Origin of the sequence: Methanococcoides vulcani, from assembly GCF_900111645.1 — an archaeon.
GTDB lineage: Archaea > Halobacteriota > Methanosarcinia > Methanosarcinales > Methanosarcinaceae > Methanococcoides > Methanococcoides vulcani.
This window is the reverse complement of sequence record NZ_FOHQ01000001.1, coordinates 140735-161318: the sequence shown is the minus strand read 5'-3', so window position 1 is coordinate 161318 and position 20584 is coordinate 140735. Positions and strand designations below refer to the sequence as shown.

Annotated in this window: 24 protein-coding genes and 1 tRNA gene; 17 read left to right on the top strand and 8 right to left on the bottom strand. The window is 45.6% G+C overall.

Annotated features, from left to right (window positions below):
- Positions 1-7: 7 nt before the first annotated feature.
- On the top strand, positions 8-1165 hold the full coding sequence (locus BMX02_RS00865) for an ABC transporter permease (protein ID WP_091688223.1): 1158 nt from the start codon (positions 8-10) through the stop codon (positions 1163-1165).
- Between the two features lie 286 nt (positions 1166-1451).
- Here the strand turns inward: BMX02_RS00865 and cofD are convergent, their stop codons facing one another.
- A complete protein-coding gene (gene cofD / locus BMX02_RS00860) occupies positions 1452-2372 on the bottom strand; it encodes a 2-phospho-L-lactate transferase (RefSeq protein WP_091688221.1) in 921 nt (306 codons plus the stop codon).
- A 64-nt stretch (positions 2373-2436) separates the two neighbouring features.
- Here cofD and BMX02_RS00855 point away from each other — a divergent pair, with 64 nt between their 5' ends.
- From BMX02_RS00855 to BMX02_RS00820, 8 genes are all read left to right on the top strand, one after another.
- Positions 2437-3633 carry an HD domain-containing protein gene (locus BMX02_RS00855; RefSeq protein ID WP_091688220.1) on the top strand — a complete coding sequence of 399 codons (1197 nt, stop codon included), beginning with the start codon at positions 2437-2439 and terminating at the stop codon, positions 3631-3633.
- Positions 3634-3651: 18 nt separating this feature from the next.
- Positions 3652-3999: a prenylated flavin chaperone LpdD gene (gene lpdD / locus BMX02_RS00850; protein ID WP_091689045.1), complete on the top strand. Its 348-nt coding sequence runs from the start codon at positions 3652-3654 to the stop codon at positions 3997-3999.
- Between the two features lie 2 nt (positions 4000-4001).
- Positions 4002-4553, top strand: a complete 552-nt coding sequence (locus BMX02_RS00845; protein WP_091688218.1) for a UbiX family flavin prenyltransferase — start codon at positions 4002-4004, stop codon at positions 4551-4553.
- Between the two features lie 218 nt (positions 4554-4771).
- Positions 4772-4849 (top strand) — tRNA-Pro (locus tag BMX02_RS00840).
- A 121-nt stretch (positions 4850-4970) separates the two neighbouring features.
- Positions 4971-5249 carry a ubiquitin-like small modifier protein 1 gene (locus tag BMX02_RS00835; RefSeq protein ID WP_342707183.1) on the top strand — a complete coding sequence of 93 codons (279 nt, stop codon included), beginning with the start codon at positions 4971-4973 and terminating at the stop codon, positions 5247-5249.
- A 41-nt stretch (positions 5250-5290) separates the two neighbouring features.
- The gene (crcB, locus tag BMX02_RS00830) at positions 5291-5683 is read left to right on the top strand and encodes a fluoride efflux transporter CrcB (RefSeq protein ID WP_091688214.1); all 393 of its coding nucleotides are present in this window, start codon (positions 5291-5293) and stop codon (positions 5681-5683) included.
- Positions 5667-6032 carry a fluoride efflux transporter CrcB gene (gene crcB / locus BMX02_RS00825; RefSeq protein WP_091688212.1) on the top strand — a complete coding sequence of 122 codons (366 nt, stop codon included), beginning with the start codon at positions 5667-5669 and terminating at the stop codon, positions 6030-6032. Before crcB (BMX02_RS00830) ends, crcB (BMX02_RS00825) begins: the two co-directional genes overlap by 17 nt.
- A 21-nt stretch (positions 6033-6053) precedes the next feature.
- Positions 6054-6374, top strand: coding sequence for a DUF190 domain-containing protein (locus tag BMX02_RS00820; protein ID WP_091688210.1), 321 nt, complete (start codon positions 6054-6056; stop codon positions 6372-6374).
- A gap of 3 nt (positions 6375-6377) precedes the next feature.
- Here the strand turns inward: BMX02_RS00820 and BMX02_RS00815 are convergent, their stop codons facing one another.
- The 3 genes from BMX02_RS00815 to BMX02_RS00805 form a co-directional block, all read right to left on the bottom strand.
- Entirely contained in the window at positions 6378-6644 is a 267-nt protein-coding gene (locus BMX02_RS00815) for a YhbY family RNA-binding protein (protein WP_091688209.1), read from the bottom strand.
- A 90-nt stretch (positions 6645-6734) separates the two neighbouring features.
- Positions 6735-7436, bottom strand: coding sequence for an RAD55 family ATPase (locus tag BMX02_RS00810; protein WP_091688207.1), 702 nt, complete (start codon positions 7434-7436; stop codon positions 6735-6737).
- 231 nt (positions 7437-7667) lie between these two features.
- Complete coding sequence (locus tag BMX02_RS00805; protein WP_091688205.1) at positions 7668-8201, bottom strand: MogA/MoaB family molybdenum cofactor biosynthesis protein; 534 nt, start codon at positions 8199-8201, stop codon at positions 7668-7670.
- A 322-nt stretch (positions 8202-8523) separates the two neighbouring features.
- Here BMX02_RS00805 and BMX02_RS00800 point away from each other — a divergent pair, with 322 nt between their 5' ends.
- The 5 genes from BMX02_RS00800 (at position 8524) to pheS (ending at position 14154) form a co-directional block, all read left to right on the top strand.
- Positions 8524-9042, top strand: coding sequence for a 50S ribosomal protein L16 (locus BMX02_RS00800; protein ID WP_091688203.1), 519 nt, complete (start codon positions 8524-8526; stop codon positions 9040-9042).
- Positions 9043-9073: 31 nt separating this feature from the next.
- Positions 9074-9682 carry a translation initiation factor IF-2 subunit beta gene (locus BMX02_RS00795; protein ID WP_091688201.1) on the top strand — a complete coding sequence of 203 codons (609 nt, stop codon included), beginning with the start codon at positions 9074-9076 and terminating at the stop codon, positions 9680-9682.
- Between the two features lie 388 nt (positions 9683-10070).
- On the top strand, positions 10071-11282 hold the full coding sequence (locus tag BMX02_RS00785) for a radical SAM/SPASM domain-containing protein (RefSeq protein ID WP_091688197.1): 1212 nt from the start codon (positions 10071-10073) through the stop codon (positions 11280-11282).
- Between the two features lie 68 nt (positions 11283-11350).
- Positions 11351-12649 (top strand): tryptophan--tRNA ligase, encoded by a 1299-nt coding sequence (locus tag BMX02_RS00780; RefSeq protein ID WP_091688195.1) that lies wholly within the window; start codon positions 11351-11353, stop codon positions 12647-12649.
- Between the two features lie 23 nt (positions 12650-12672).
- Positions 12673-14154, top strand: coding sequence for a phenylalanine--tRNA ligase subunit alpha (pheS, locus tag BMX02_RS00775; protein WP_091688192.1), 1482 nt, complete (start codon positions 12673-12675; stop codon positions 14152-14154).
- Positions 14155-14219: 65 nt separating this feature from the next.
- On the opposite strand, the gene BMX02_RS00770 is transcribed toward pheS, so the two are convergent.
- The 4 genes from BMX02_RS00770 to larE are packed head-to-tail and all read right to left on the bottom strand — an operon-like array spanning position 14220 to position 17187.
- Positions 14220-15359 (bottom strand): DUF362 domain-containing protein, encoded by a 1140-nt coding sequence (locus BMX02_RS00770; protein ID WP_091688190.1) that lies wholly within the window; start codon positions 15357-15359, stop codon positions 14220-14222.
- Between the two features lie 5 nt (positions 15360-15364).
- A complete protein-coding gene (locus BMX02_RS00765; protein WP_091688188.1) occupies positions 15365-15925 on the bottom strand; it encodes a DUF531 domain-containing protein in 561 nt (186 codons plus the stop codon).
- Between the two features lie 3 nt (positions 15926-15928).
- Positions 15929-16363, bottom strand: a complete 435-nt coding sequence (locus BMX02_RS00760) for a GNAT family N-acetyltransferase (protein ID WP_091688186.1) — start codon at positions 16361-16363, stop codon at positions 15929-15931.
- A 2-nt stretch (positions 16364-16365) separates the two neighbouring features.
- Entirely contained in the window at positions 16366-17187 is an 822-nt protein-coding gene (gene larE / locus BMX02_RS00755) for an ATP-dependent sacrificial sulfur transferase LarE (protein ID WP_244625107.1), read from the bottom strand.
- Positions 17188-17359: 172 nt separating this feature from the next.
- Here larE and BMX02_RS00750 point away from each other — a divergent pair, with 172 nt between their 5' ends.
- The 3 genes from BMX02_RS00750 to BMX02_RS00740 are packed head-to-tail and all read left to right on the top strand — an operon-like array spanning position 17360 to position 20542.
- The gene (locus tag BMX02_RS00750; protein WP_091688184.1) at positions 17360-17764 is read left to right on the top strand and encodes a hypothetical protein; all 405 of its coding nucleotides are present in this window, start codon (positions 17360-17362) and stop codon (positions 17762-17764) included.
- Positions 17765-17807: 43 nt separating this feature from the next.
- Entirely contained in the window at positions 17808-18932 is a 1125-nt protein-coding gene (locus BMX02_RS00745; protein ID WP_244625098.1) for a magnesium chelatase ATPase subunit I, read from the top strand.
- Positions 18933-18946: 14 nt separating this feature from the next.
- Positions 18947-20542 carry a VWA domain-containing protein gene (locus BMX02_RS00740; protein WP_091688182.1) on the top strand — a complete coding sequence of 532 codons (1596 nt, stop codon included), beginning with the start codon at positions 18947-18949 and terminating at the stop codon, positions 20540-20542.
- Positions 20543-20584 lie beyond the last annotated feature (42 nt).

Here is a 20584-nt window from a genome sequence, read left to right as displayed (position 1 = left end):
AATTCAAATGCCATACGAGCTGTTCATTGCCCTGAGACATCTCAAAAGCAGGCGTCGTCAATCGCTCATATCCATAAGTGCCATTGGGATTGCGGTCACGATACTCGTGATCTCGAACGCTTTTATGGCAGGATTTACAGAAGAGATCTATGATGTGACCGTCGAGAACCTGCCTCATGTGGTCGTAACTCCTGGTGAGGAACAGGAATATATCCATTTCTACAATAGCATCATTCCACGTATAGAAAGTATTGAGGGGGTGGTGGGAGCCTCGCCTGCACTGGATGGGGAAGCTACACTTCGATACAAGGAGCAGACACTCAACGTCTTTATGCGAGGGATAGAACCCGAGAAGGAAGATTCTGTATCCCACATCTCAGAGGATATAGTAGAAGGAGATCTCTACAAGCTTATCCACTCCAAGAATACAATTGTGATCGGTGACAGCCTTGCAGAGGATATTGATGTGAAGATTGGCGATAAGCTATCCGTAAACTTCCCCACAGCAAACCCGGCCTCTTATGAAATAGTAGCGATCTTTGATACAGGAACACCTGCAGATGATATCCTTACATACACATCCCTAAAAACAGCACAGGAATTCTATGATACTGGTGATGCCATAAATGTGATCAACATCCGTCTGGCAGACTATAACGAAGACAAAAATATCGCAAAAGAGATCGAAGCTCTCGGTTACGAAGCATCGGGCTGGACAGGGACAAATCCTGAGATCCTCCAGACCATCACCATTGAAACAACGTCCAATAACATAATACTCGCACTCATACTCCTGATAGCATCGTTCGGGGTGGTCAGCACACTGAACATGGTGGTAATGGAGAAGGTAAAAGAAATAGGTGTCCTGATGGCCATGGGAGCACCTGCTTCCGTCATACGCAGGATATTCATTCTGGAGAGCGGCATCCTGGGATTGATCGGTGCGGTCATCGGATCCATACTCGGAGCTGCCATTGCCCTGATGATAGGGAGTTATCCGGTTCCTGCTGAGTTTTATGGCATAGAGAAGATACCAGTGATCATCAACATATCAGATATACTTATAACTGTTGTCGTCGTATTTGCACTTAATCTCATTGCAGGTGTTTACCCTGCTCAGCGCGCAGCCGGGCTGGATCCGGTAGAGGCAATTTCAACACATTGAGAAGAAATAAATTATCAAGCTCTTTTTTGCCATAACATATTCTCAAAAGGTGTAGTCTTGATAAGAAAATACATTAAAAGAAACTTTTCTGCCGCAAAGTGTATATACAATTACTAAGTAGTACTCATTGCGTAATGAGCGGGACCCTAATTTCTTTTCAAGTACCCCCACTCCCCAACCCGCTCATACCACCTTTCATGAATTATTTATGAAATAAACTGTTTTTCTGAAGATGTTAACAGGGATACTTTAATGCATTATTGTATGCCGGACATTTATATAAATTTTAGATAGTATTGAAAATATCGATGATACTTTCTGCAAGATCCTTGCTTATATCCACCGATCTCATCAAAGTATCCTTAAAAAAGACTTCAATTCCCATGTCCTTTATGGCATCCCCTGCTGCTTCATCCCTTACATCAAGGACCATAGCATCAAGGATATCATTGTAGCACTCTGCAACTCCTGCTGAAGAAACATCGAGCCCGCATGCACTCATTAGTTTTCCTGCCGGGCCACTTATGGGTTCCCGTCCTATAATAGGACTTACTGCAACTACTTTTTTTTCTTTGAGGATCTTGCGCATACCAGGCAGGTTAATGATCGGACCAATACTTGTGATCGGATTGCTGGGTCCTATCAGAACCTCATCCTCCTTTTCAAGAGCTTCAATTACCCCCGGAGATATGGATGCGTCCTCGATGCCATCCTGTGAAACCTCTGACACATCTGACTCACCATGTTGTTTTACCCAGAAATCCTGAAAATGTATCCTGCCGGATGATGTTGTTATCATTGTAGATACAGGATCATCCGACATTGGCAATATACGGGACCTGATCCCGAATGAAGAGGTCATTTTCCGTATAGCTTCTGTAAGAGAGAGATCCTGCCTTAGCAATTCAGACCGCATGATGTGAGTGGCCCTGTCAAGATCGCCTATCATCATTCCCTCGTCATGACCGGCAAGCTTCATTGCTTCATGGGTACTGAAGGTATCATTTCTTACACCCCACCATTTCTCCTTATCGATCCTGTCAGATAGTAAATAGAGCACAGTATCAATATCAGGAGTGATCAGATTTCCAGATACCCACAGGTCTTCAGCTGTGTTCACGACCACCGTTATATCTTCTTCAGGAAGGACATGTCTTAAGCCATCAAGCAATTTGGGAGTTCCGGTTCCACCCGATAATACGATCATACAACAACCTCGGTTTCCTTCAAATAACGGAACATCATTATACAATGAACACTATTTAAAGCATATGAAAGTCATTCGGGATCCGGTACACGGGTACATAGAACTGGACCAGCTTGTATTGTCATTGATAGATACACCTCAAATGCAGCGTTTAAGGAGAATTCAGCAATTAGGTCTGTCCAATCTTGTATATCCCGGAGCTAACCATACTCGTTTTGAACATTCCCTTGGAGTAATGCACCTTGCAACTACCCTGACATCCCAACTAAACTCGATCGAGAAAGATGAAAAGGATGAGATTCGTGCAGCTGCACTTCTTCATGACGTCGGCCACGGGCCACTGTCACATGTCACAGAGAGTATCATAAAACAGTATACTCGCCAGAGACATGAAGATGTGAAACCCATCCTCAAAAAAGGCGAGATCGCAGAAATACTGGACGAACATGGACTTGATCCTGTGACCATTGCAGACCACATAAAGGGTGAGACCTCACTGGGAAAGATCGTGAACAGCGAGATCGATGTTGACCGCATGGACTATCTGGTAAGGGATGCCCATTACACAGGTGTTGCGTTCGGACTTGTGGACCATGCACGCCTGATACATGAAATGCAGTTCTATGAGGACAATCTGGTTGTCGGACTGGGAGGCCTGAAAGCTGCAGAATCACTTCTCGTCTCACGTTTCCTTATGCACCCATCGGTCTATTACCATCACGTATCCAGGATAGCCGAAACGATGTTCACGAGGGCGGTCCAGGACCTTATCAACAAGAAGACACTCGACCCGTTCAAACTGCGCCAGATGGAAGATGCCAGATTGTTCGAGATGATCAGGGCGGACGATGGATACGCAGGTGAACTTGGAAAACGACTTGATGAAAGAAGGCTTTACAAACGTGCCCTTCATGTCGGTATTGATGTTGTTGGTGAGAACGTCCTGCGTTACAGGGGAAAGGTCGACCGGGTGGAAAATGAGATCGCTGAGATGGTTGGTATCGACAGCAGCGAGATACTGATCGATATCCCAAAGAGACCAGAGATCGCAGAAATGAAGGCATTGATCAAGGTTGACGGGAAGATGCTGAGGCTTGATGAAGCCTCCAATATTGTGGCAACGATAGAGAATGCACATCAGGATAACTGGAGAATGGGTGTATACACTATTAAGGAACACAGGGAAACTGTCAGGAAGGCTGCACAGGAGTTCTTTGACACAAAGAAGGGAACAAAGCAGTTCAGACTTACAGACCTATGAGGTGATACTTTGCAGGAAATGAGAACACAAACAAGCAGAGGAGAACTTTTACTTGAACATCGGATCATCGGTGAAGACCTGGTGATAACACTTACAGGCGGTAAAGGTCACATTGGAGCAGTAGCGGTGGGATACTATGACAGAGTACCTGGACATGCATCCTCATCGGTGATCACCCTTCCATCCCACAGAGATGACGCTATCGCTCTTGATGCTGCAAGGCGTATAAGCTCGGTCACTCATAGCACAACAGTTGTTACCGTAGGAATAAATTTCGAGAATATTACAGTTGAAGAGATCGAAGAAGTGTTATCCGCTTCGAACGAACTGATAGATGAGTTCATGGGATCGCTTAAGGAGAAATAAGAATGGAGATCGTTATCGGGATAAGTGGAGCCTCCGGTGCACAATATGGTATCCGGTTGCTTGAGCTTCTGGCAGATATGGATATAGACACTCATCTGATACTCACAAAGGCTGCAGAGAAGATCATCGAAGTGGAGACCGACCTTACACCTGAAGGAATAAAGGAACTGGCAACATCGGTCCATGATGAGAATGACTTCACCGCACCCATAGCAAGTGGATCACACCCCTTCGCAGGCATGATCGTAGCGCCCTGCAGCATGAAAACACTTGCATCAGTGGCAAACGGAACCTCAGACAACCTCATTGCACGCACAGCGGATGTATGCCTTAAGGACAGGAGAAAGCTCATCCTCATGACCCGGGAAACCCCGCTCAGTGGCATCCATATCGAGAATATGCTGAAAGCACATAATGCCGGAGCTATCCTGCTACCCGCCTGTCCTGCATATTACAACCGGCCGGGATCCATCGACGACCTCATCAATTTCATGGCAGGACGAGCACTCGACCTCATGGATGTCGAGAATGATGCCTACAAACGCTGGAAGTGAATTTTCACATATCCGGCCCAGGTAAGGGATATTGATCGAACATGACATCCGCATCAATAACAACTAAACAACATTCGTACAAAGATCACTGAAATTAAGCAATAAATTGCCAAAGATTCGCCCACGGATAGTTAAGTATATCTACTATGACTTCTATTTAGGGGAACGTGCTTCCAAAGGCACTGCATGCGAGGTATTTTGCATGCAATGAACATGATGGGATAGTAGGGTAGCCTGGTCGATCCTCGAGCGTTTGGGACGCTTGGACTGCGGTTCAAATCCGCGCTATCCCACCAGATTTCAAACTTTTTTAATTAACACTTATCATTAACATTTACAACATGCTACTGAGAAGTCATTTTTGACGTATTTGGATTAGTTTTATTTAATATGCAGTAGTCAGAAATTCTCATGGTTATGGCAAAAATAAAGTTATTTGCAAATCTCAGGGAATCAGCAGGAGAATCTGAAATGGAGATGCAAGGAGAGAACGTACAGGAGATCCTTGATGGCCTTCTCACAAGATTCCCACAGCTTCAGGAACTGATCTTCAACGATGTCGAAGGGAACAGGGAACTTCGAAGCTACATCAACATACTCATAAATGGAAACAACATCCTGCATCTTGAAGGGCTGGATACCATTGTCAATGATGACGATGAGATCGCAATATTCCCACCGGTATCAGGTGGCTGATCTTCTTAAGACGCTTCCTGCATTGAACTTCAATTTCATAAATGACACTCCCGGAACAAACACAGGACCTGGCAAGTATAGCATTCGGAGGATTTTTAGGTGCTGTATCCAGATATGCAGTTTCATCCAGCACCATTTCACCCAATGGAACACTGGTTGTGAATGTATTTGGAAGCCTTCTTCTGGGAATGATGATGTATGATTATGATTACCTTGGCCACATAAGCCAGAGAACACGACTGACATTTGGCACAGGTTTTATGGGGGCTTTCACGACCTTTTCTACTTTCGCCGTTGAAACCTACACGCTTGGAGGGACCTCTGCGATCTTTAATATCGGAAGCAATCTCGTACTGACCCTATTGGCAGTGTTCCTCGGAAGAGGCATTATCGTCTACCTGTTCAGGAGGAAAGGACATGGCCATAGGAATTGAAGCATTACTGCTGGTGGGGCTTGGAGGTTCCATAGGAGCCTGCCTCAGGTATCTTGTATCAGGGACCGTACCGCTTCTGAAAGGGCTTCCCACAGGAACCCTTCTTGTGAATGTTATCGGAAGCACAATATTATCCACACTGACATTTCTTTCGGAACCATACGCCAGCTTTCACCTTATCAACATAGGGATCCTCGGCTCCTTCACAACGTTCTCAACCTTTGCATATGAAAGCTTCAAGCTGCTCGAAGAGGGCCGCACAGCACTATTTGTGTCCAATATCACACTCAACCTGTTGCTTTGTCTTTCAGGGGTTTACATCGGACAGCAGATAACAAGTTTAATCTAATTTGAAAATAGAGATTGATATATGACATCAGCTATTCTCAGGATATACCTTAGTGAGAACGATTGCTGCAATGGAAAACCTGCACATGAGGAGATACTTGAATTTATGAGGGATTCAAAGATCGCCGGCGCAACCGTTCTTCATGGCATCGAAGGATACGGAGTTCATAGCAAGATACATACAACAAGCATCCTGAGACTCGGCACAGACCTGCCAATTATTGTGGAAGCAGTCGATTCCGAAGAAAAGATAAGAAGGATTCTCCCTGAACTTTGCAGGATGGTTCCAAAAGAACTTATCACCTTGCAAAAAGTTGAGATCATTTCAGGAGAGAATGTCTGAACATTAGCGGTAAAGTACTACAGAATGACCTCTTACATCAATGATGGTCGACCTTGTGGCATCTGCAAGCTTTTCAGCAATGCCGTCAATTCCATCCTCTTCCTCGTAAGAAGCACTCTTTAAGACCTTAACTTTGACAAGATGCCGATCTTTAATGAGTTTTTTCAGTTCGGTTATCAGTTGGTCGGAAACCCCGCCTTTGCCTACATTTATTATAGGTTTTATGTGGGTTGCTTCGGACCTTAGTTTGTACAGCTTTTCTTTATCCATATGAACCTACACAAAATTTATGTCAATTATACCTTGCGGCAGTATTTGCATATGATAATGCAAAATAGCCGACTTTAATTAAGAAAAGGTTTATTCAGGCTTCTCGATACGTACATTGCTGCCATCGACCTCAAACTCATACCACGGAGTAGGTTTTGGAGTAATGCCCAATATCCTGATAGAATAACCGGAATCAGTTTCCTTTATTTCTATCATCCCATCAAAAAGCTGTTTCAGGGTCGCTACTGTCTGTGGATCATGCATTTCGTCTTCCACAATGAAGATACCAAAGGAATTTGATGCTTTAACACGACCTGTGAAAACATGTAAGAACCTGAACAATGTCTGAAGATTGGAATACATCAATATAGTAGAAAGGGAATTGATACAAAATCTCAAACCAGGGCCTTCTTTCTGAACAAGGAACTCCTCGAAATACTGACCAATCCTTACCCCGATCCCTGTAAGATCCACAGGACTCGCTGCCCTTTTTATGTGGTCTTTGTCCAATGCAGGGATACCAAGTGTTTTCGTTACACAATCCACAACACCGAGATTGGCAGTGTCAGTATCCAGGCCGTTATTCGAGAACCAGTCCAGTACACGTTCCCCGGTCTCACGGGTAGAGACAATAATGGAAGAATCGCCCTCTTTAAGCCCGTTGTATATGATAGTATTAACAAGATCATCTTTTCCACTCATAGGAGGACCGATAAGCATCAGGTTGGTGCCCTCTTTAACACCACCGATCAGATCGTCAAGTTCTTTGATACCAAACAAATATTCAGTCATGTAAACCTTCCTACGACGGATTAATTCCTGTCAACACATAAATCACAGGTATTTGATTTGACTTTGCATTACCTCACAGTAACTTAAGTGGAATTTAATCCACATTCCAAATCGTACCTATTAAACCATATGTATTATGGATACATCTAAGGGATAATCATATTAATAATATATCTTTTGCATGGACTATGCAAATATATTGAGTGCATTATCCCGGAAATTATTAAAGATTTACCTTATGTGTTTTACAATATGACCTGCTTCCGGAAGGATGATCTCTGAGAGTGCAAGTTCCACTGCACCTGGTGATCCGGGAAGACAGAAGATCGCTTTATCCCCTATAGTTCCAGCAGCTGCACGGGTCAGTATCACTGCAGAACCGATCTGATCAATGCTCTTATATCTGAAAAGTTCCCCGAATCCGGGCATCTGTTTCTCGAACATAGGTGCCAGGGACTCGAGGGTAACATCAGCGGGGGTCAGACCGGTACCACCAGTGGTAACAATAACATCTGCTTCTTTTTGCAGGGCATCCATAACAGCCTTTTTTATATATGAGGGTTCATCGGAAACAAGCTCATAGCCCAGTACATGATGACCATTCTTTTTCACAAGTTCTTCCATCAATTCCCCGGATATATCCTCAGCATCTTCAGGTGACCGGGCTGAGCCATATTTGGCAAACCTTGAAGTAGATATTGAGATCAAATAAAAATCAAGACTTTTTCTGGTATCTTTCCTGTGCTTCTGAGTAACAGAGTCCATATGGGAAATTATACACATACAATATATATTGATTTCCAGAAGGTGTCTGTTATAATATAAATACGTAAAATACTCCCAAAACCCGGATATATAAGATGTAAGTTAGAACTGCACAGGAAAAAATGAAAATAGATTTTCTATTGATAAGACTTATAAACCCCTAAGTAGTAGGGGGATGCACCATTGACACATTTACAACTTAAAGATTTTCAAGACGCGTTGCCAACATATCCAGAACAGCGATCTGGCGACCAGATCAAAAAAGCAGGAAACTCAATGCGTTCTTAAGATCACACTGATCATATTAAGGAGGTTCAATCTCATGGTAAGAAAACCAGCAAGTATGTACAGAAACGTAAAATCACGCTCAAACACAAGACGAAAATATATGGGCGGTGTTCCAGGCAGCCACGTAATCCACTACGATGATGGAAACAAGACAGCTGAATTCCCGGTGAAGATCACATTGATCTCAGAAGAAAGATGCCAGATCAGGCACACAGCTCTCGAAGCTGCACGTATCACTGCAAACAGAGCAATGACAACAGCAGCAGGTCGTACCGGCTACCACATGAAGCTCAGGGTATATCCTCACGAGGTTCTCAGAGAGAACAAACAGGCCACAGGAGCAGGCGCAGACCGTGTCTCAAGTGGAATGAGAGCAGCATGGGGCAAGAATGTAAGTACTGCAGCAAGAGTTTCTGCAGGACAGAAGGTATTCACAATATCTGTGAACAAAGAGCACTTCCCTAGCGCAAAGGATGCTCTCCGAAAAGCTGGCCAGAAATTGCCAACCCCTGTAAGGATCGTTGTCGATCAGGGTATGGAACTGGTACAGTAAAAAGAACATAGATCAACAAGAGGGTATCAAAATGGATGATTACGAAGCGCTATTGGAAAGGGCAATTGAAAACCTGCCAGATGTGGAAACTACGGATGTTCGTTTCGTAATTCCCGAACCCAGGATATTTGTGGAAGGTAAGACCACCGTCCTTGAGAACTTTGGGAACATTGCGGACGTACTGAACAGAGATCCGGACCACCTTATGAAATTCCTCACAAGGGAAATGGGAACTGCCGGAAAGCTTGATGGAAGTCGTGCAATATTCCAGGGAAAATTCCCAAGAGAGAATATCAAATCAAATATCGACGCCTACGTTGAAGAGTATGTCATATGCTCCGAATGTAATCGCCCGGATACCGAGCTTGTCAAATCAGGTAGGATACTTATATTAAAATGCGCAGCTTGTGGTGCACACCGTCCTGTTAAAAAGAGGAGGACCACAATTGCAACACCCCGCGATGCAGTCGAAGAAGGCGAGGAGTACGAGGTCAGGATCGATGCCGTTGGTTCAAAAGGAGACGGAATCGCTAAACTTGCCAAGTTCACCATATTTGTCCCAGGCGCTGCAAAAGGCGATGTCGTAAAGATCAAGATCAAGAGGATCAGCGGGAACCTTGCATTTGCAGAACGCGCTTAAGCAGCGTTCTTTGATCAGAACATCATTGATCTACACCCTTTCCGAAATGTCTGCCCGGAACGATCCTATCTAAGGGCAGATAACGAAGGAAACATGATCTAAAAGAGGGTTTAGATGGACCGGGAACCAATTTCAAGGCCAGAGTTCGATGGACTTATTGAAAGCGGTTTTCCAAACAATGATGTTATATTCTTTACAGAACGAAACTGGCAAACCCGGTTTCGGAGTTCATTTTTTGCACATAATAAATATCAGCAATGCCTAACCGATGGTTTATACAAATGTAAAAGAGATTTTTTAAAGATCATCAATATAATACATATCCAAAAGGCATTCCATAAAACATGATGCAAAAGGTTGTAAGACCTGACATAGAGAGGAGTTTGAAATGGCTAACACTGACAGAAAAACAGATTCGGACCAAAGTGAAGAAGACATTACAGTACTTTCGGTTCCAGGCCTTACCATTGACCTGAAGCATCAGAACGGATTTTTACAACTGGAAGCAAAAGGACATTTACGTGGTGTTTGCTCTCCTTTCCTGAAAAAGTTCAATTCCACCCTTGAAGCTGAAAAACCAGCCCTTGTTGAGAAAGACAGGGTCATAGCATCCACATGGTTACCACCCATACCGGGTAAGGTATTCAAAAGACTTCTTTTTGCAGAAACACAGATCGCACTTGGAAAATATATTCCCGAAACGGTCTCTTTTGAGATCACAAGGCAGTGTAAATGCAACTGTGACCATTGTTTAATGAGTGGCGGTGAAGGAGACCTTGATGTCGATACTGTAAAAAGGGCAATCGATGAAGCCCTTGACATGGGCGCTGTGGTCATCACATTTACCGAAGGGGATCCCCTTCTTCGAGAAGATATATTCGAACTTATTGATTACGTTGACAAGGACCGTGCCATTGTCAACATGTACACACCAGGCACAGATATGACACCGGAAGTTGCTGAACGGCTAAAGGAAGTCGGACTTCACAACCTTTTGGTGAGCATATATTCCACTGTTCCTGAAGAACACGATGATGTGCGAAAGCTGGAAGGCGCTTTTGAAAAGGCGACCGATGCGATCAGATACGGACTCGACGCAGGCCTGCTCGTTACAATGTGCACCCATGTTTCCCCAAAGAACATTGAGAAACTGACATCCATGTACCAATTCGCAAAAGAACTCGGAGTACATGAGTTCTCATTATGGGAGTCCGTGCCAAAGAAACCCGAAGACCCCATAATCACAGATGAGGACAGGGAAATCATAATGAAAATGTACCGCAGGATAAATGCCACAGAGGACGGACCCCGAATATTCGCAAATACATATTTCGAAGGGGAGATGCTGGGATGTATGGCTGGCCAGCGCTGGTTGCATGTCTGCGTGGAAGGATCAGTAAAACCCTGCCCCTACATACCATTCAGTTTCGGGAACATCAAAACAGACCCTCTCAAGACGATCTGGAGCAGGATACGCAAGGTCAGTGACTTTAAAGGAGAGAGGCACTCCTGTCTTATGCAGGAGAAGGATTACCTGAAGCTTGTGTCGAGGATACCGGAGGATGCCGGAACACCATACGACTTTGATCTTATCAGGTAACCGATATATACGTTTAAGCGATTCAAGGATAATAACAATATTTAAGCGGAATTTGACAGAGGCAGCACATGAATATGAAACTTGACCCCTGGGGTTCAGTCAATATTGACGATTACTCAAAATTGTTCGATGAATTCGGAATCCTTCCATTCGAGGATATTTGCTCTGAACTCCCTGACCCACACAGGTACATGCGCAGGAAGATAATCTTCGGCCACAGGAGCTATGACCTGATCACAGATGCAATGAAGAACAAGGATCCTTTTTCGGTCATGAGCGGGTTCATGCCCACCGGAGGCGGACATCTCGGACACAAGATGGTCATGGAAGAGATCATCTGGCACCAGAAAATGGGAGCTGATGCTTTTGTGGGCATCGCAGACAGGGAAGCCTACTCTGTAAGAGGAATTTCATGGGAAAAATGCCGTCAGATCGGAATTGAAGATTACATCGTTAGCCTGATAGCCCTTGGTTTTGAGCCGAACGGGCACATATACTTCCAGTCAGAATCCGACAATGTCAAGGAACTTACGTTCGAACTCGGTTCAAAGACAAACTTCTCCGAGCTCAGTGCTATCTATGGATTTAGCGGAGAGACAAGCGTATCACACATGACAAGCACACTTTCCCAGAGTGCGGATATACTCCAGCCACAGCTTTCAGAGTATGGTGGCCCAAAGCCTACGGTCATTCCTGTGGGTGCTGACCAGGACCCACACATGCGCCTGACACGTGGTATCGCACACAAGATGAACATGTTCAGGATCGAAGGACGCGAAGATAAGAACAAAGACAAGTATTTCAGTGTTCGTAGCAAGGCTGCTCCTGAAGGTGCACTTGCAGATGTCGCGGAAAGACTGCCATGGGATACAAAGCTTTTCGAAGGACATGTCGATGTCTTTGGAGCTGATGACTACAGCAAGCTCCTGAACACCGTAAGGGAAGTTGAGATCGAGTACGGAGGCTATGCTTTTGTGCCGCCTGCTTCCACCTACCACAGGTTCATGTCAGGACTGCAGGGAGGTAAAATGTCCAGCAGCGTTCCTGAAAGTATCATTTCACTAAAGGACGATCCAAAGGCCGCTGCAAAGAAGGTAAAACGTGCCAAGACCGGCGGCAGGATGACACTTGAAGAACAGAAGAAGCTTGGAGGAGATCCAAATAACTGTTCTGCCTATGAACTCCTTATGTTCCACCTCGTCGAAGACGATAAAGAACTGGAAGAGATCTACGATGAATGTGTTTGCGGAAAACGTATGTGTGGCACCTGCAAAGCCCTTGCTGCAGAACTGATGACCGAATTCCTGACAGAACACCAGGAAAAGCGTGAGCTGGCAAAGGACCGGCTGGATGATTACGGATTATAAACCCAAAAAGGACCCTGACCGACATGAGCAACTATAAACTTACTACGAATGAAAAAAATGTGCTGCTCGCACTGGATGAACTTGCATCCACAACCCCGGAAGATCTTGCAGAAAAAGCATCCATGAAAGTGGAAACTGCAATGCAATCCGCCTTTTTGCTCTCAGAGAACGGACTGGCAGAAGTAAATGACACAATTACTGAACTTTACACACTGACAGACGAAGGTCGTACCTATGCAAAGGAAGGGCTTCCTGAGCGCCAGCTGATCAACGCGATCCAGGAACCAACCCCTATCGATGAGCTAAAAGAAAAGCTCTCACCAAAGATGGTGGGTATCGCAACCGGGTGGCTCCGCAGGAAAGACTGGGCTAACATCGAGAACGGTATGATAGTCCCATCCGGCGATGCAGGTGAGGCAGAAGACGAAAAAGTGCTTGCAAGATTTACAAAGGAAGCACATACCCTTGAAGAGCTTGGAACCGATAACAAGATCATAAAGGACCTGATCAAACGCAAGCTTGTTTCAAAGACCGAGGATAAGGACCGTACGGTCTCCATCACAAATGACGGAACTGAACTTGTAAAAGCAGGCATCACCATTGAGGAAGAGATCAACCAGATCACATCCCAGTTATTGAAGAGCGGTGAATGGAAGAACAAGAATTTCAGGCCTTACAATATCCAGACTCCCCCAAGACCAGTGTATGGTGCAAAGGTACACCCATACCAGCGCCTGATCGACCAGATGCGCCAGATCTTCCTTGAGATGGGATTCACCGAGATCAAAGGAGATGTTGTACAAAGCTCATTCTGGAACTTCGACGCATTGTTCCAGCCACAGGACCACCCTGCCCGTGAGATGCAGGACACGTTCCACCTTTCAAGCCGTTCAGAGCTTCCTGAAGACTACACGGAAGGAATCAGGGACATGCATGAACATGGCGGTGACCTCCCGTCCACCGGTTGGGGTGGAAAGTGGAGTGAGGATATTGCAAAACGCGATGTATTGAGAACCCACACAACCGCTGTTACCATCAAGTACCTTGCAGACAACCCGAACCCGCCGGTAAAGGCATTCTGTATTGACAGGGCATACCGCCGTGAGACCATCGATCCTACACACACACCTGAGTTCGAGCAACTCGAAGGTGTGATCATGGACGAGAACATGTCATTCGCAAACCTGCTTGGCTGCCTTGAAGAGTTCTATCACAGGATGGGATTCGAGGATGTAAGGTTCAGGCCGGGATACTTCCCATACACAGAACCAAGTGTGGAACCTGAGGTATACATTGACGGACTCGGGTGGGTAGAACTCGGTGGAGCCGGAGTGTTCCGCAAGGAAGTCACCGAACCTCTCGGGATCAAACAGCCTGTTCTTGCATGGGGTCTTGGTGTCAGCCGTGTGGCAATGCTTAAGCTCGGGCTCAAGGACCTGCGTGAGCTGTACCAGTCAGACATCGAATGGTTACGCAAGAGCCAGGTCTGCCAGCTAAAAGATTGAAAATAAGAATTAATATTACATAAGCGGCCCTGTGCCGCTTAACCCTTTTTTAAGCATATCATATATTAGTCCCTGTTCCTTATCTTAAGCAATAGCTTTGCAACAAGTGAACGTTTCATTTCCACAGCACCTGAAGGACAGAGCTCACGGCAACAATAGCAGAGAATACATTTATTGTGGTTGATCTTCAGCCGACCGTCTTTCTGTTCGATAGCATGTGGCGAGCAGTTCAAAACACATGTGCCGCACAAAGTGCATTGTGAAGTATTGATAAAAGGCTTGATAGTGAAAAGTTTCCCAAGCCTGCTGACAAGAAATGGTGGTAACCTTCCCACATGAGTCGTACCTGAGAGCTTGAACTTCATACGTACATCATCCAGAGGAACTCCTGATACTCCCGGATTTGGAGTACCATATCCACGCTCAATTGCTGCCTTGTTGGTCGGGACATCCATCGGATCAAGACCAATGACCTTTGATGCTACAACATCCAGGGATACGCAGTCATAACTTGCCATCACTATACCCACATTCACAGGCGTGCCTCTTGCAGGACCATTACCTTCCATTCCCACAACACCATCCATTAACGCAAGATGGGGGACCCTTGCGGAATATATATCCACCACTGCTTCTGAGAAAAGGTCCACTTTCCCAAGCAGATGGGCTTCCTTCCTGAGCTTCAGGGGGATCGCACCGAACATATTCTTTACAGCACCTGTATAAAGGGTCAGTTCATGGGTCTTAAGTTTTGGAAGTGATATTACCACATCTGCATCCAGTACAGGCTTTGCAATGTAGAGCTTAGGGAAATGTGATGAGGCGGGAACATCAACAACCTCATAGCCGGATGTCTCAAAGCTCAGGACTTCAGCACCTGCTTTTTGGGCTGCTTCCCTTATACCGGAGATCTCCAGGGCTTCCTCGGTAACTCCCGGATGGGTTATGCCTGCACCATCGCCTACAATGGGGATACCTCCTGCCTCCACAACAAGTTCACACATTGCAGATACAATGGCAGGATGTGTAGTGACCGCTTTCTCAGGAGGTGTTGCAGCAAGCAGGTTAGGTTTGAGAAGTACCCGTGCACCCGGGAATATAATAGCCCCAAGCCCGCCGATTAGGTCAATTGCTTCCCTGACAGCTTCTTTAGCGTGCGAATAATCTTCACAGCGCACTATGGATACCTGAGTCCCTGAACCCATGCCTTTTAGTAACCCCTGTCCTTGCAAGTATTTTTCAGCTTCTTTCTGGTGTTAACAATACCCATTATGTAGGAGGGGATCGTGCCGATGGCAGTGCATGTCTCAAGAGAGATCCCTTCACCGGTAATGTCAAGATGGTGATCCGAAAATGAGAACAATTTTTTGGGCAGACCTTTCCTGCCAAGCCCGACAAGCAGAAGATAGGACTGATTATGCTCCACTCCATCCGCGATCTCTTCAGGAGTTACAGCGTATTTTTCCTCCGGCTTTGAACTGGTTATCACAGCAGTTCCGAACTGGGACTGGAAGCCTTTCTTTGGAAGGTCGAAAACGAACAAGCGGTTGCTTTCATGAAGCAATTTCAGGTATTTCCCGGACTCACCGATGGTCGTCTTGTCCATCACATATTCCACAAGTTCTTCCGGGGTCATCTTGAAAGGAAAATCAAAAAGACAAAGGGTAAAACCATAAGCATAGCAAATTGGCGCAGCCCTTGCAATTGCGCGGTAATGGGCATCCAGCACCTTAATTTTATCATAAGTATTCACAATGCCAAGCGTTAACACAGTTCAGACCTCATCCGTTTGAATGCACATCACGTGCTGTTTACATCTGTCAAATCTATCGCATTCCCGACAATCATCCCATAAGTTAGCTTTCTCGGACATTGGAAGTTCTATAAAACCTAATTTTCTGAAAAAGATAGGCGAAGTGGTCCTGACGTAGACCCTGTCTTTTTCTACATTCTCAAAAAGGCAGGAAATCATCTTTGAACCGATCCCGTTACCACGATAATTGGGATGTACCGCTATAGAGTGGATCTCACAGCAGCTCCTGTCCGCAACAGCTGCAACACCCACGATCTTGCCACTGGCCTCTGCAACAATGAAATCATCGATCGGAACTTCATCCATGTCAAGGAAATATGTTGAAAGAAGACACTGGACCGACTCACCATCCTTTTCACTAGCTTCCCTGATCGCCACGTCAATGTATTCGGACATTCTTATAGCACCTCATCCATGCTTCCACTTCTAAATCCTTCCATGTCAAGCGTAGTGTAGGAATACCCCAGTTCTTTGAAACGGGACAGCAATTCCTCCCTTTTTTCATGAACAACAGGAAAATCTACCGGCAATACCTCAATACGTGCAATGTCATTATGTTCACGTACCCTGACATGCATGATCCCAAGAGACAGAAGGAACTCCTCCGCATGTTCTATCCTCCTGAGGGATGCATTTGTTACTTCTGCACCATAAGGCAATCTTGATAACAGACAGGCATTAGAGACTTTATCGGCAACTTCAAGTCCCAGATGGCGCGCCATCTGACGCACTTCCTTTTTTGTGATCCCGAGCTCCGTATAAGGCGTAAAGACCAGATCTCCCGCTTCATTTATTGCAGCCCAGCCCGGCCTGCGACCGGTGATCTCGGAAGCATTGGTTCCTTCAAGCAGGACATTCAAGCCTTCCTGATCCATCACATCCTTCAATGTTCTCATGAAGAGCTTCTTACAATAATAGCATCTGTCCGGGTCGTTCTGCCTGATCATTTCATTGGACAGCATGTCGTGTTCCAATACAATATGACGGATACCGATCTGTTTTGCAGTCCTCTTTGCATCCTCCAGCTCACTTTTGGGGATCGCACAGGAATCAAGCGTCACTGCAAGAACATTATCCCCCAGAACTTCAAAAGCAAGGGCTGCCAGAGTTGTACTGTCCACACCTCCGGAGAATGCAACCAGTACTTTTTCTTTTTCAGCTATCGCTCCTTTGATCTTTTCGATCTTTTCTAACAGGGATGGATCTTCAGGTATGCTCACAACAGTTCCAAAGTTCCATATGGATAAATAAGTAGTGCAAGCTGCAAAATAAGGTAGTATACGGATAAAGTTTTATTAATTCAACAATATAAATGAAGTAAATTACTGATAATTATGATGATGGCTCGATGGATGAAGAGCTCATTTACAAACAAGAGAGAAAGGTGAAAAAGTGGAAAATGAATGGCAGATCGACTTGAAATTGCCGGATATCGGAGCCATGGCCACACTTCTGGCAACCTCCATATGCTCTGCGATACTGGGTGCTGCAGAGATCGCGTACACTATGATGTGGATAACCTCCGCCTATGAACGCCACGGAAAGAGCTTCTTCATAGACCTGATAAACGCAAATGACCTTACATGGACCGCTGAATTCATAGTCGTGGCAGGATCTTTGCTGCTACTTTCATCGATAGTGTTCCTGATAACCATGTTATATTCCCTGATAGAGCTAAATGCATTGAGCAAACCGGAAAAGACTGTCAGGATGAAGATCGTATTCATACTGTTCATCATTGGGCTGATACTGCTGTTCATAGCACTCACTTCTGCCCTGATCCTGAGATACATGTGACCAGAATAACATCTATGCTAAAAATTCACAGGATGGAAATATCATGAGCTTTACCAATATCACAGGCAGCATAAAGGAAGTCCCGAAGCCTAAAGAAGTGAAAAGGACCAGATTTGAGGACATACAGAGAACAGCGACCAAAACAAAGAGGGTAATGTATCCCATCTCTGCCATTGTCGGGCAGGAGATGATGCTTCGTGCACTTATCCTGAACGCCATTAACCCTTCTATTGGCGGTGTGCTGATAAGAGGACAGAAGGGGACAGCAAAATCAACCGCTGTAAGGGGACTGGCAGAGATCCTTCCGGAGATCGAGGTCATTGGAGGATGTAAGTACAACTGCGACCCCCTTGACCCGGAAAAGTTCTGCTGGGAATGCAACGATAAGCAGAAGAAAGGGATGATCAAGATAGAGAAGGCACCCATGAAAGTAGTGGACCTGCCGGTAGGTGCCACAGAGGACAGGGTAGTAGGCAGCCTTGACATCGAAAAGGCGGTAAAGGAAGGAGTGCAGGCCTTTGAACCCGGTATTCTGGCAAATGCTAACAGGAACCTCCTGTATGTGGATGAGATCAACCTTCTGGATGACTTCGTTGTGGATGCCTTACTGGACGCCGCAGCAATGGGTGTGAACACCGTTGAAAGAGAAGGGGTCAGTGTCAGCCATCCTGCCAACTTCATCATCGTTGGAAGCATGAACCCTGAAGAAGGGGAACTTCGACCACAGCTTCTGGACAGGATAGCCCTGCAGGTGGAAGTTGAAGGTATTGCTGATATCGAGCAGCGCATAGAGATCATTGAAAGAAGGAACCAGTTCAACAAGGACCCGCAACAGTTCAGAAGGGACTTTGAGAACGAACAGGAGAAGCTGCGAACCAGGATCATCAAGGCAAAGCAGTTGCTTGGAAGGATCACGACCACACGTGAGAACCTCAGGACCATCGCACAGATATGCGTGGCATTCAATGTTGATGGCCACAGGGCTGACATCATGATCGAGCGTACTGCACGTACAAATGCAGCTTATGAGAACCGTGAAAGGATCACTAATGAGGATATTATCGAGGCTGCCGAGATGGTTCTGCCTCACAGGATGCGAAAGAAACCTTTCGAAGAAGAGGAGTTCAGTGCAGAACAGCTTCGCGCTGTGGTAAACGGGACTGTCTGATAAGGGTATAACGGATGAAGGACAAAGTTACGGCATCGCGTATGCGAAGAGGTCTTGACCGGGATTATGATATAAAGGTCTTCAACCCAGGGAGACCTGTTCTCAGCATCAGATTGCCGCTGGAAGAACTTTCACAGATCAGCGGAGAGAATACATTAGCAGTGCATGAGAAATTGCTCTCCATGGCGGAAAAACTTCATCCGGAAGATGTGGAAGACGTTTTTATTATTTCGGATAACGACCATGTTGTTGTAGACCCGATATCTTTTTTCACTTCAATTGAAGATGAGGTCAACGTCCGGATCACCCCTGATGAAGAACTAAAAGAGGAAGCTGAATTTCTCCCCATTGCTAACCCTATCGAAGTTATGAACATCAAGCTCACCGAAGAGGTTGAAGAATGCAGTGATAAAGATATCCAGGTTCATCTCGTTCCAACAGAATACGAACCATGCGTAGAGAGTGGACCGAGAAGGATAAGGAAAAAGGCTCCGGTACTTGTCAAAAAGGCCAACAATAACAACAACAATAACGACACAACAGCTGTAATCCAGGCTCCTGAGACCGCATTACAGACAGTTTCGAAAGACACTATGCAGATTGAGGTCCGACCGCCTAAAGATAAAAAAGAGGAGGAGCAAGTACAGGCTGTTCCGGATGCAGGTATAAGATCAGAAGTGGAAAAACTTTCCGTAAAAGGAACACCTGAAAATGGAAACAGGGAAGACTCCTTTGAGGATGAGAAGGTCGTTAGCAAGATACTCACCGATTTTGCCAGGAACAAACAAAAGAAGAAGGTCGTGACAGGAAGGCTCAAATCGGGCAGGCGTGCGGAAGTACTTACCAAAAGCAAGCGTGGCAGATATGTAAGATACCGGATGCCCGGTGACAAGATAACTGATATTGCTATTGCACCCACCATCCGTGCAGCAGCACATCGTGCTGTGGACGGGAAGATCGTTGTCAAAAAGAGCGACATACGGGAGAAGATAAGGCGTCGGAGAATATCCACGCTCATTAACATCGTCTTTGATACGTCCGGCTCCATGGATGAGAGCGAGAAGATAAAGATCACAACTGATGTTGTACTTGCATTACTAAAGGATGCATACCAGAGAAGGGACCGTGTTTCACTGGTCACGTACAGCGGAAGGTCAGCAGAACTTGTGCTGCCGTTCACATCATCGGTGGAAGCTGCAAAGAGGTATCTGGAAATGGTCCCGTTCGGAGGTACGACCCCAATGGCATCAGGAATGCTTACCGGGCTTGAGACGCTGCTTCAGGCGGTTAAACGTGAACCTGCTGCAGTCCCTATTATGATACTTGTCACAGATGGTACGGCAAACGTCCCGATGCACCTTGGAGGCAACATCAAACGGGAACTTATGCAGGTGTGCAGGAGGGTCGCAGACCACAAGGTCAACATGCTGGTCGTAGACATCAGCAATAGTGGCAGCGTACTTGCCGAAGGTCTGGCAGAGGTTGCCGGTGGCAGGTATTACCATCCAGTACTTTTAAGTAAGGAAACCCTTTATTCTGCAATAAAAGAGGAACGTGACGATCTGACGGATATTGCATCTTCTGCTTCGTCTGAAGTGACGAAAGCATGATCGTAGCGGTCCGGGGCTGTAATTGGCCTGACCTAAATTGAA

Excerpts from the sequence above, each read along its gene's own strand:
- BMX02_RS00780 (WP_091688195.1), top strand. The coding sequence starts at position 11,351 with ATGAATATGAAACTTGACCCCTGGGGTTCAGTCAATATTGACGATTAC.
- BMX02_RS00805 (WP_091688205.1), bottom strand. The coding sequence starts at position 8,201 with ATGGACTCTGTTACTCAGAAGCACAGGAAAGATACCAGAAAAAGTCTT.
- BMX02_RS00770 (WP_091688190.1), bottom strand. The coding sequence starts at position 15,359 with ATGGGTTCAGGGACTCAGGTATCCATAGTGCGCTGTGAAGATTATTCG.
- cofD (WP_091688221.1), bottom strand. The coding sequence starts at position 2,372 with ATGATCGTATTATCGGGTGGAACCGGAACTCCCAAATTGCTTGATGGC.
- lpdD (WP_091689045.1), top strand. The coding sequence starts at position 3,652 with ATGAGAACACAAACAAGCAGAGGAGAACTTTTACTTGAACATCGGATC.
- BMX02_RS00820 (WP_091688210.1), top strand. The coding sequence starts at position 6,054 with ATGACATCAGCTATTCTCAGGATATACCTTAGTGAGAACGATTGCTGC.
- BMX02_RS00795 (WP_091688201.1), top strand. The coding sequence starts at position 9,074 with ATGGATGATTACGAAGCGCTATTGGAAAGGGCAATTGAAAACCTGCCA.
- pheS (WP_091688192.1), top strand. The coding sequence starts at position 12,673 with ATGAGCAACTATAAACTTACTACGAATGAAAAAAATGTGCTGCTCGCA.
- crcB (WP_091688214.1), top strand. The coding sequence starts at position 5,291 with ATGACACTCCCGGAACAAACACAGGACCTGGCAAGTATAGCATTCGGA.
- BMX02_RS00785 (WP_091688197.1), top strand. The coding sequence starts at position 10,071 with ATGGCTAACACTGACAGAAAAACAGATTCGGACCAAAGTGAAGAAGAC.
- BMX02_RS00855 (WP_091688220.1), top strand. The coding sequence starts at position 2,437 with ATGAAAGTCATTCGGGATCCGGTACACGGGTACATAGAACTGGACCAG.
- BMX02_RS00800 (WP_091688203.1), top strand. The coding sequence starts at position 8,524 with ATGGTAAGAAAACCAGCAAGTATGTACAGAAACGTAAAATCACGCTCA.
- BMX02_RS00810 (WP_091688207.1), bottom strand. The coding sequence starts at position 7,436 with ATGACTGAATATTTGTTTGGTATCAAAGAACTTGACGATCTGATCGGT.
- BMX02_RS00740 (WP_091688182.1), top strand. The coding sequence starts at position 18,947 with ATGAAGGACAAAGTTACGGCATCGCGTATGCGAAGAGGTCTTGACCGG.
- crcB (WP_091688212.1), top strand. The coding sequence starts at position 5,667 with ATGGCCATAGGAATTGAAGCATTACTGCTGGTGGGGCTTGGAGGTTCC.
- BMX02_RS00745 (WP_244625098.1), top strand. The coding sequence starts at position 17,808 with ATGAGCTTTACCAATATCACAGGCAGCATAAAGGAAGTCCCGAAGCCT.
- BMX02_RS00865 (WP_091688223.1), top strand. The coding sequence starts at position 8 with ATGCCATACGAGCTGTTCATTGCCCTGAGACATCTCAAAAGCAGGCGT.
- BMX02_RS00815 (WP_091688209.1), bottom strand. The coding sequence starts at position 6,644 with ATGGATAAAGAAAAGCTGTACAAACTAAGGTCCGAAGCAACCCACATA.
- BMX02_RS00760 (WP_091688186.1), bottom strand. The coding sequence starts at position 16,363 with ATGTCCGAATACATTGACGTGGCGATCAGGGAAGCTAGTGAAAAGGAT.
- BMX02_RS00835 (WP_342707183.1), top strand. The coding sequence starts at position 4,971 with ATGGCAAAAATAAAGTTATTTGCAAATCTCAGGGAATCAGCAGGAGAA.
- BMX02_RS00845 (WP_091688218.1), top strand. The coding sequence starts at position 4,002 with ATGGAGATCGTTATCGGGATAAGTGGAGCCTCCGGTGCACAATATGGT.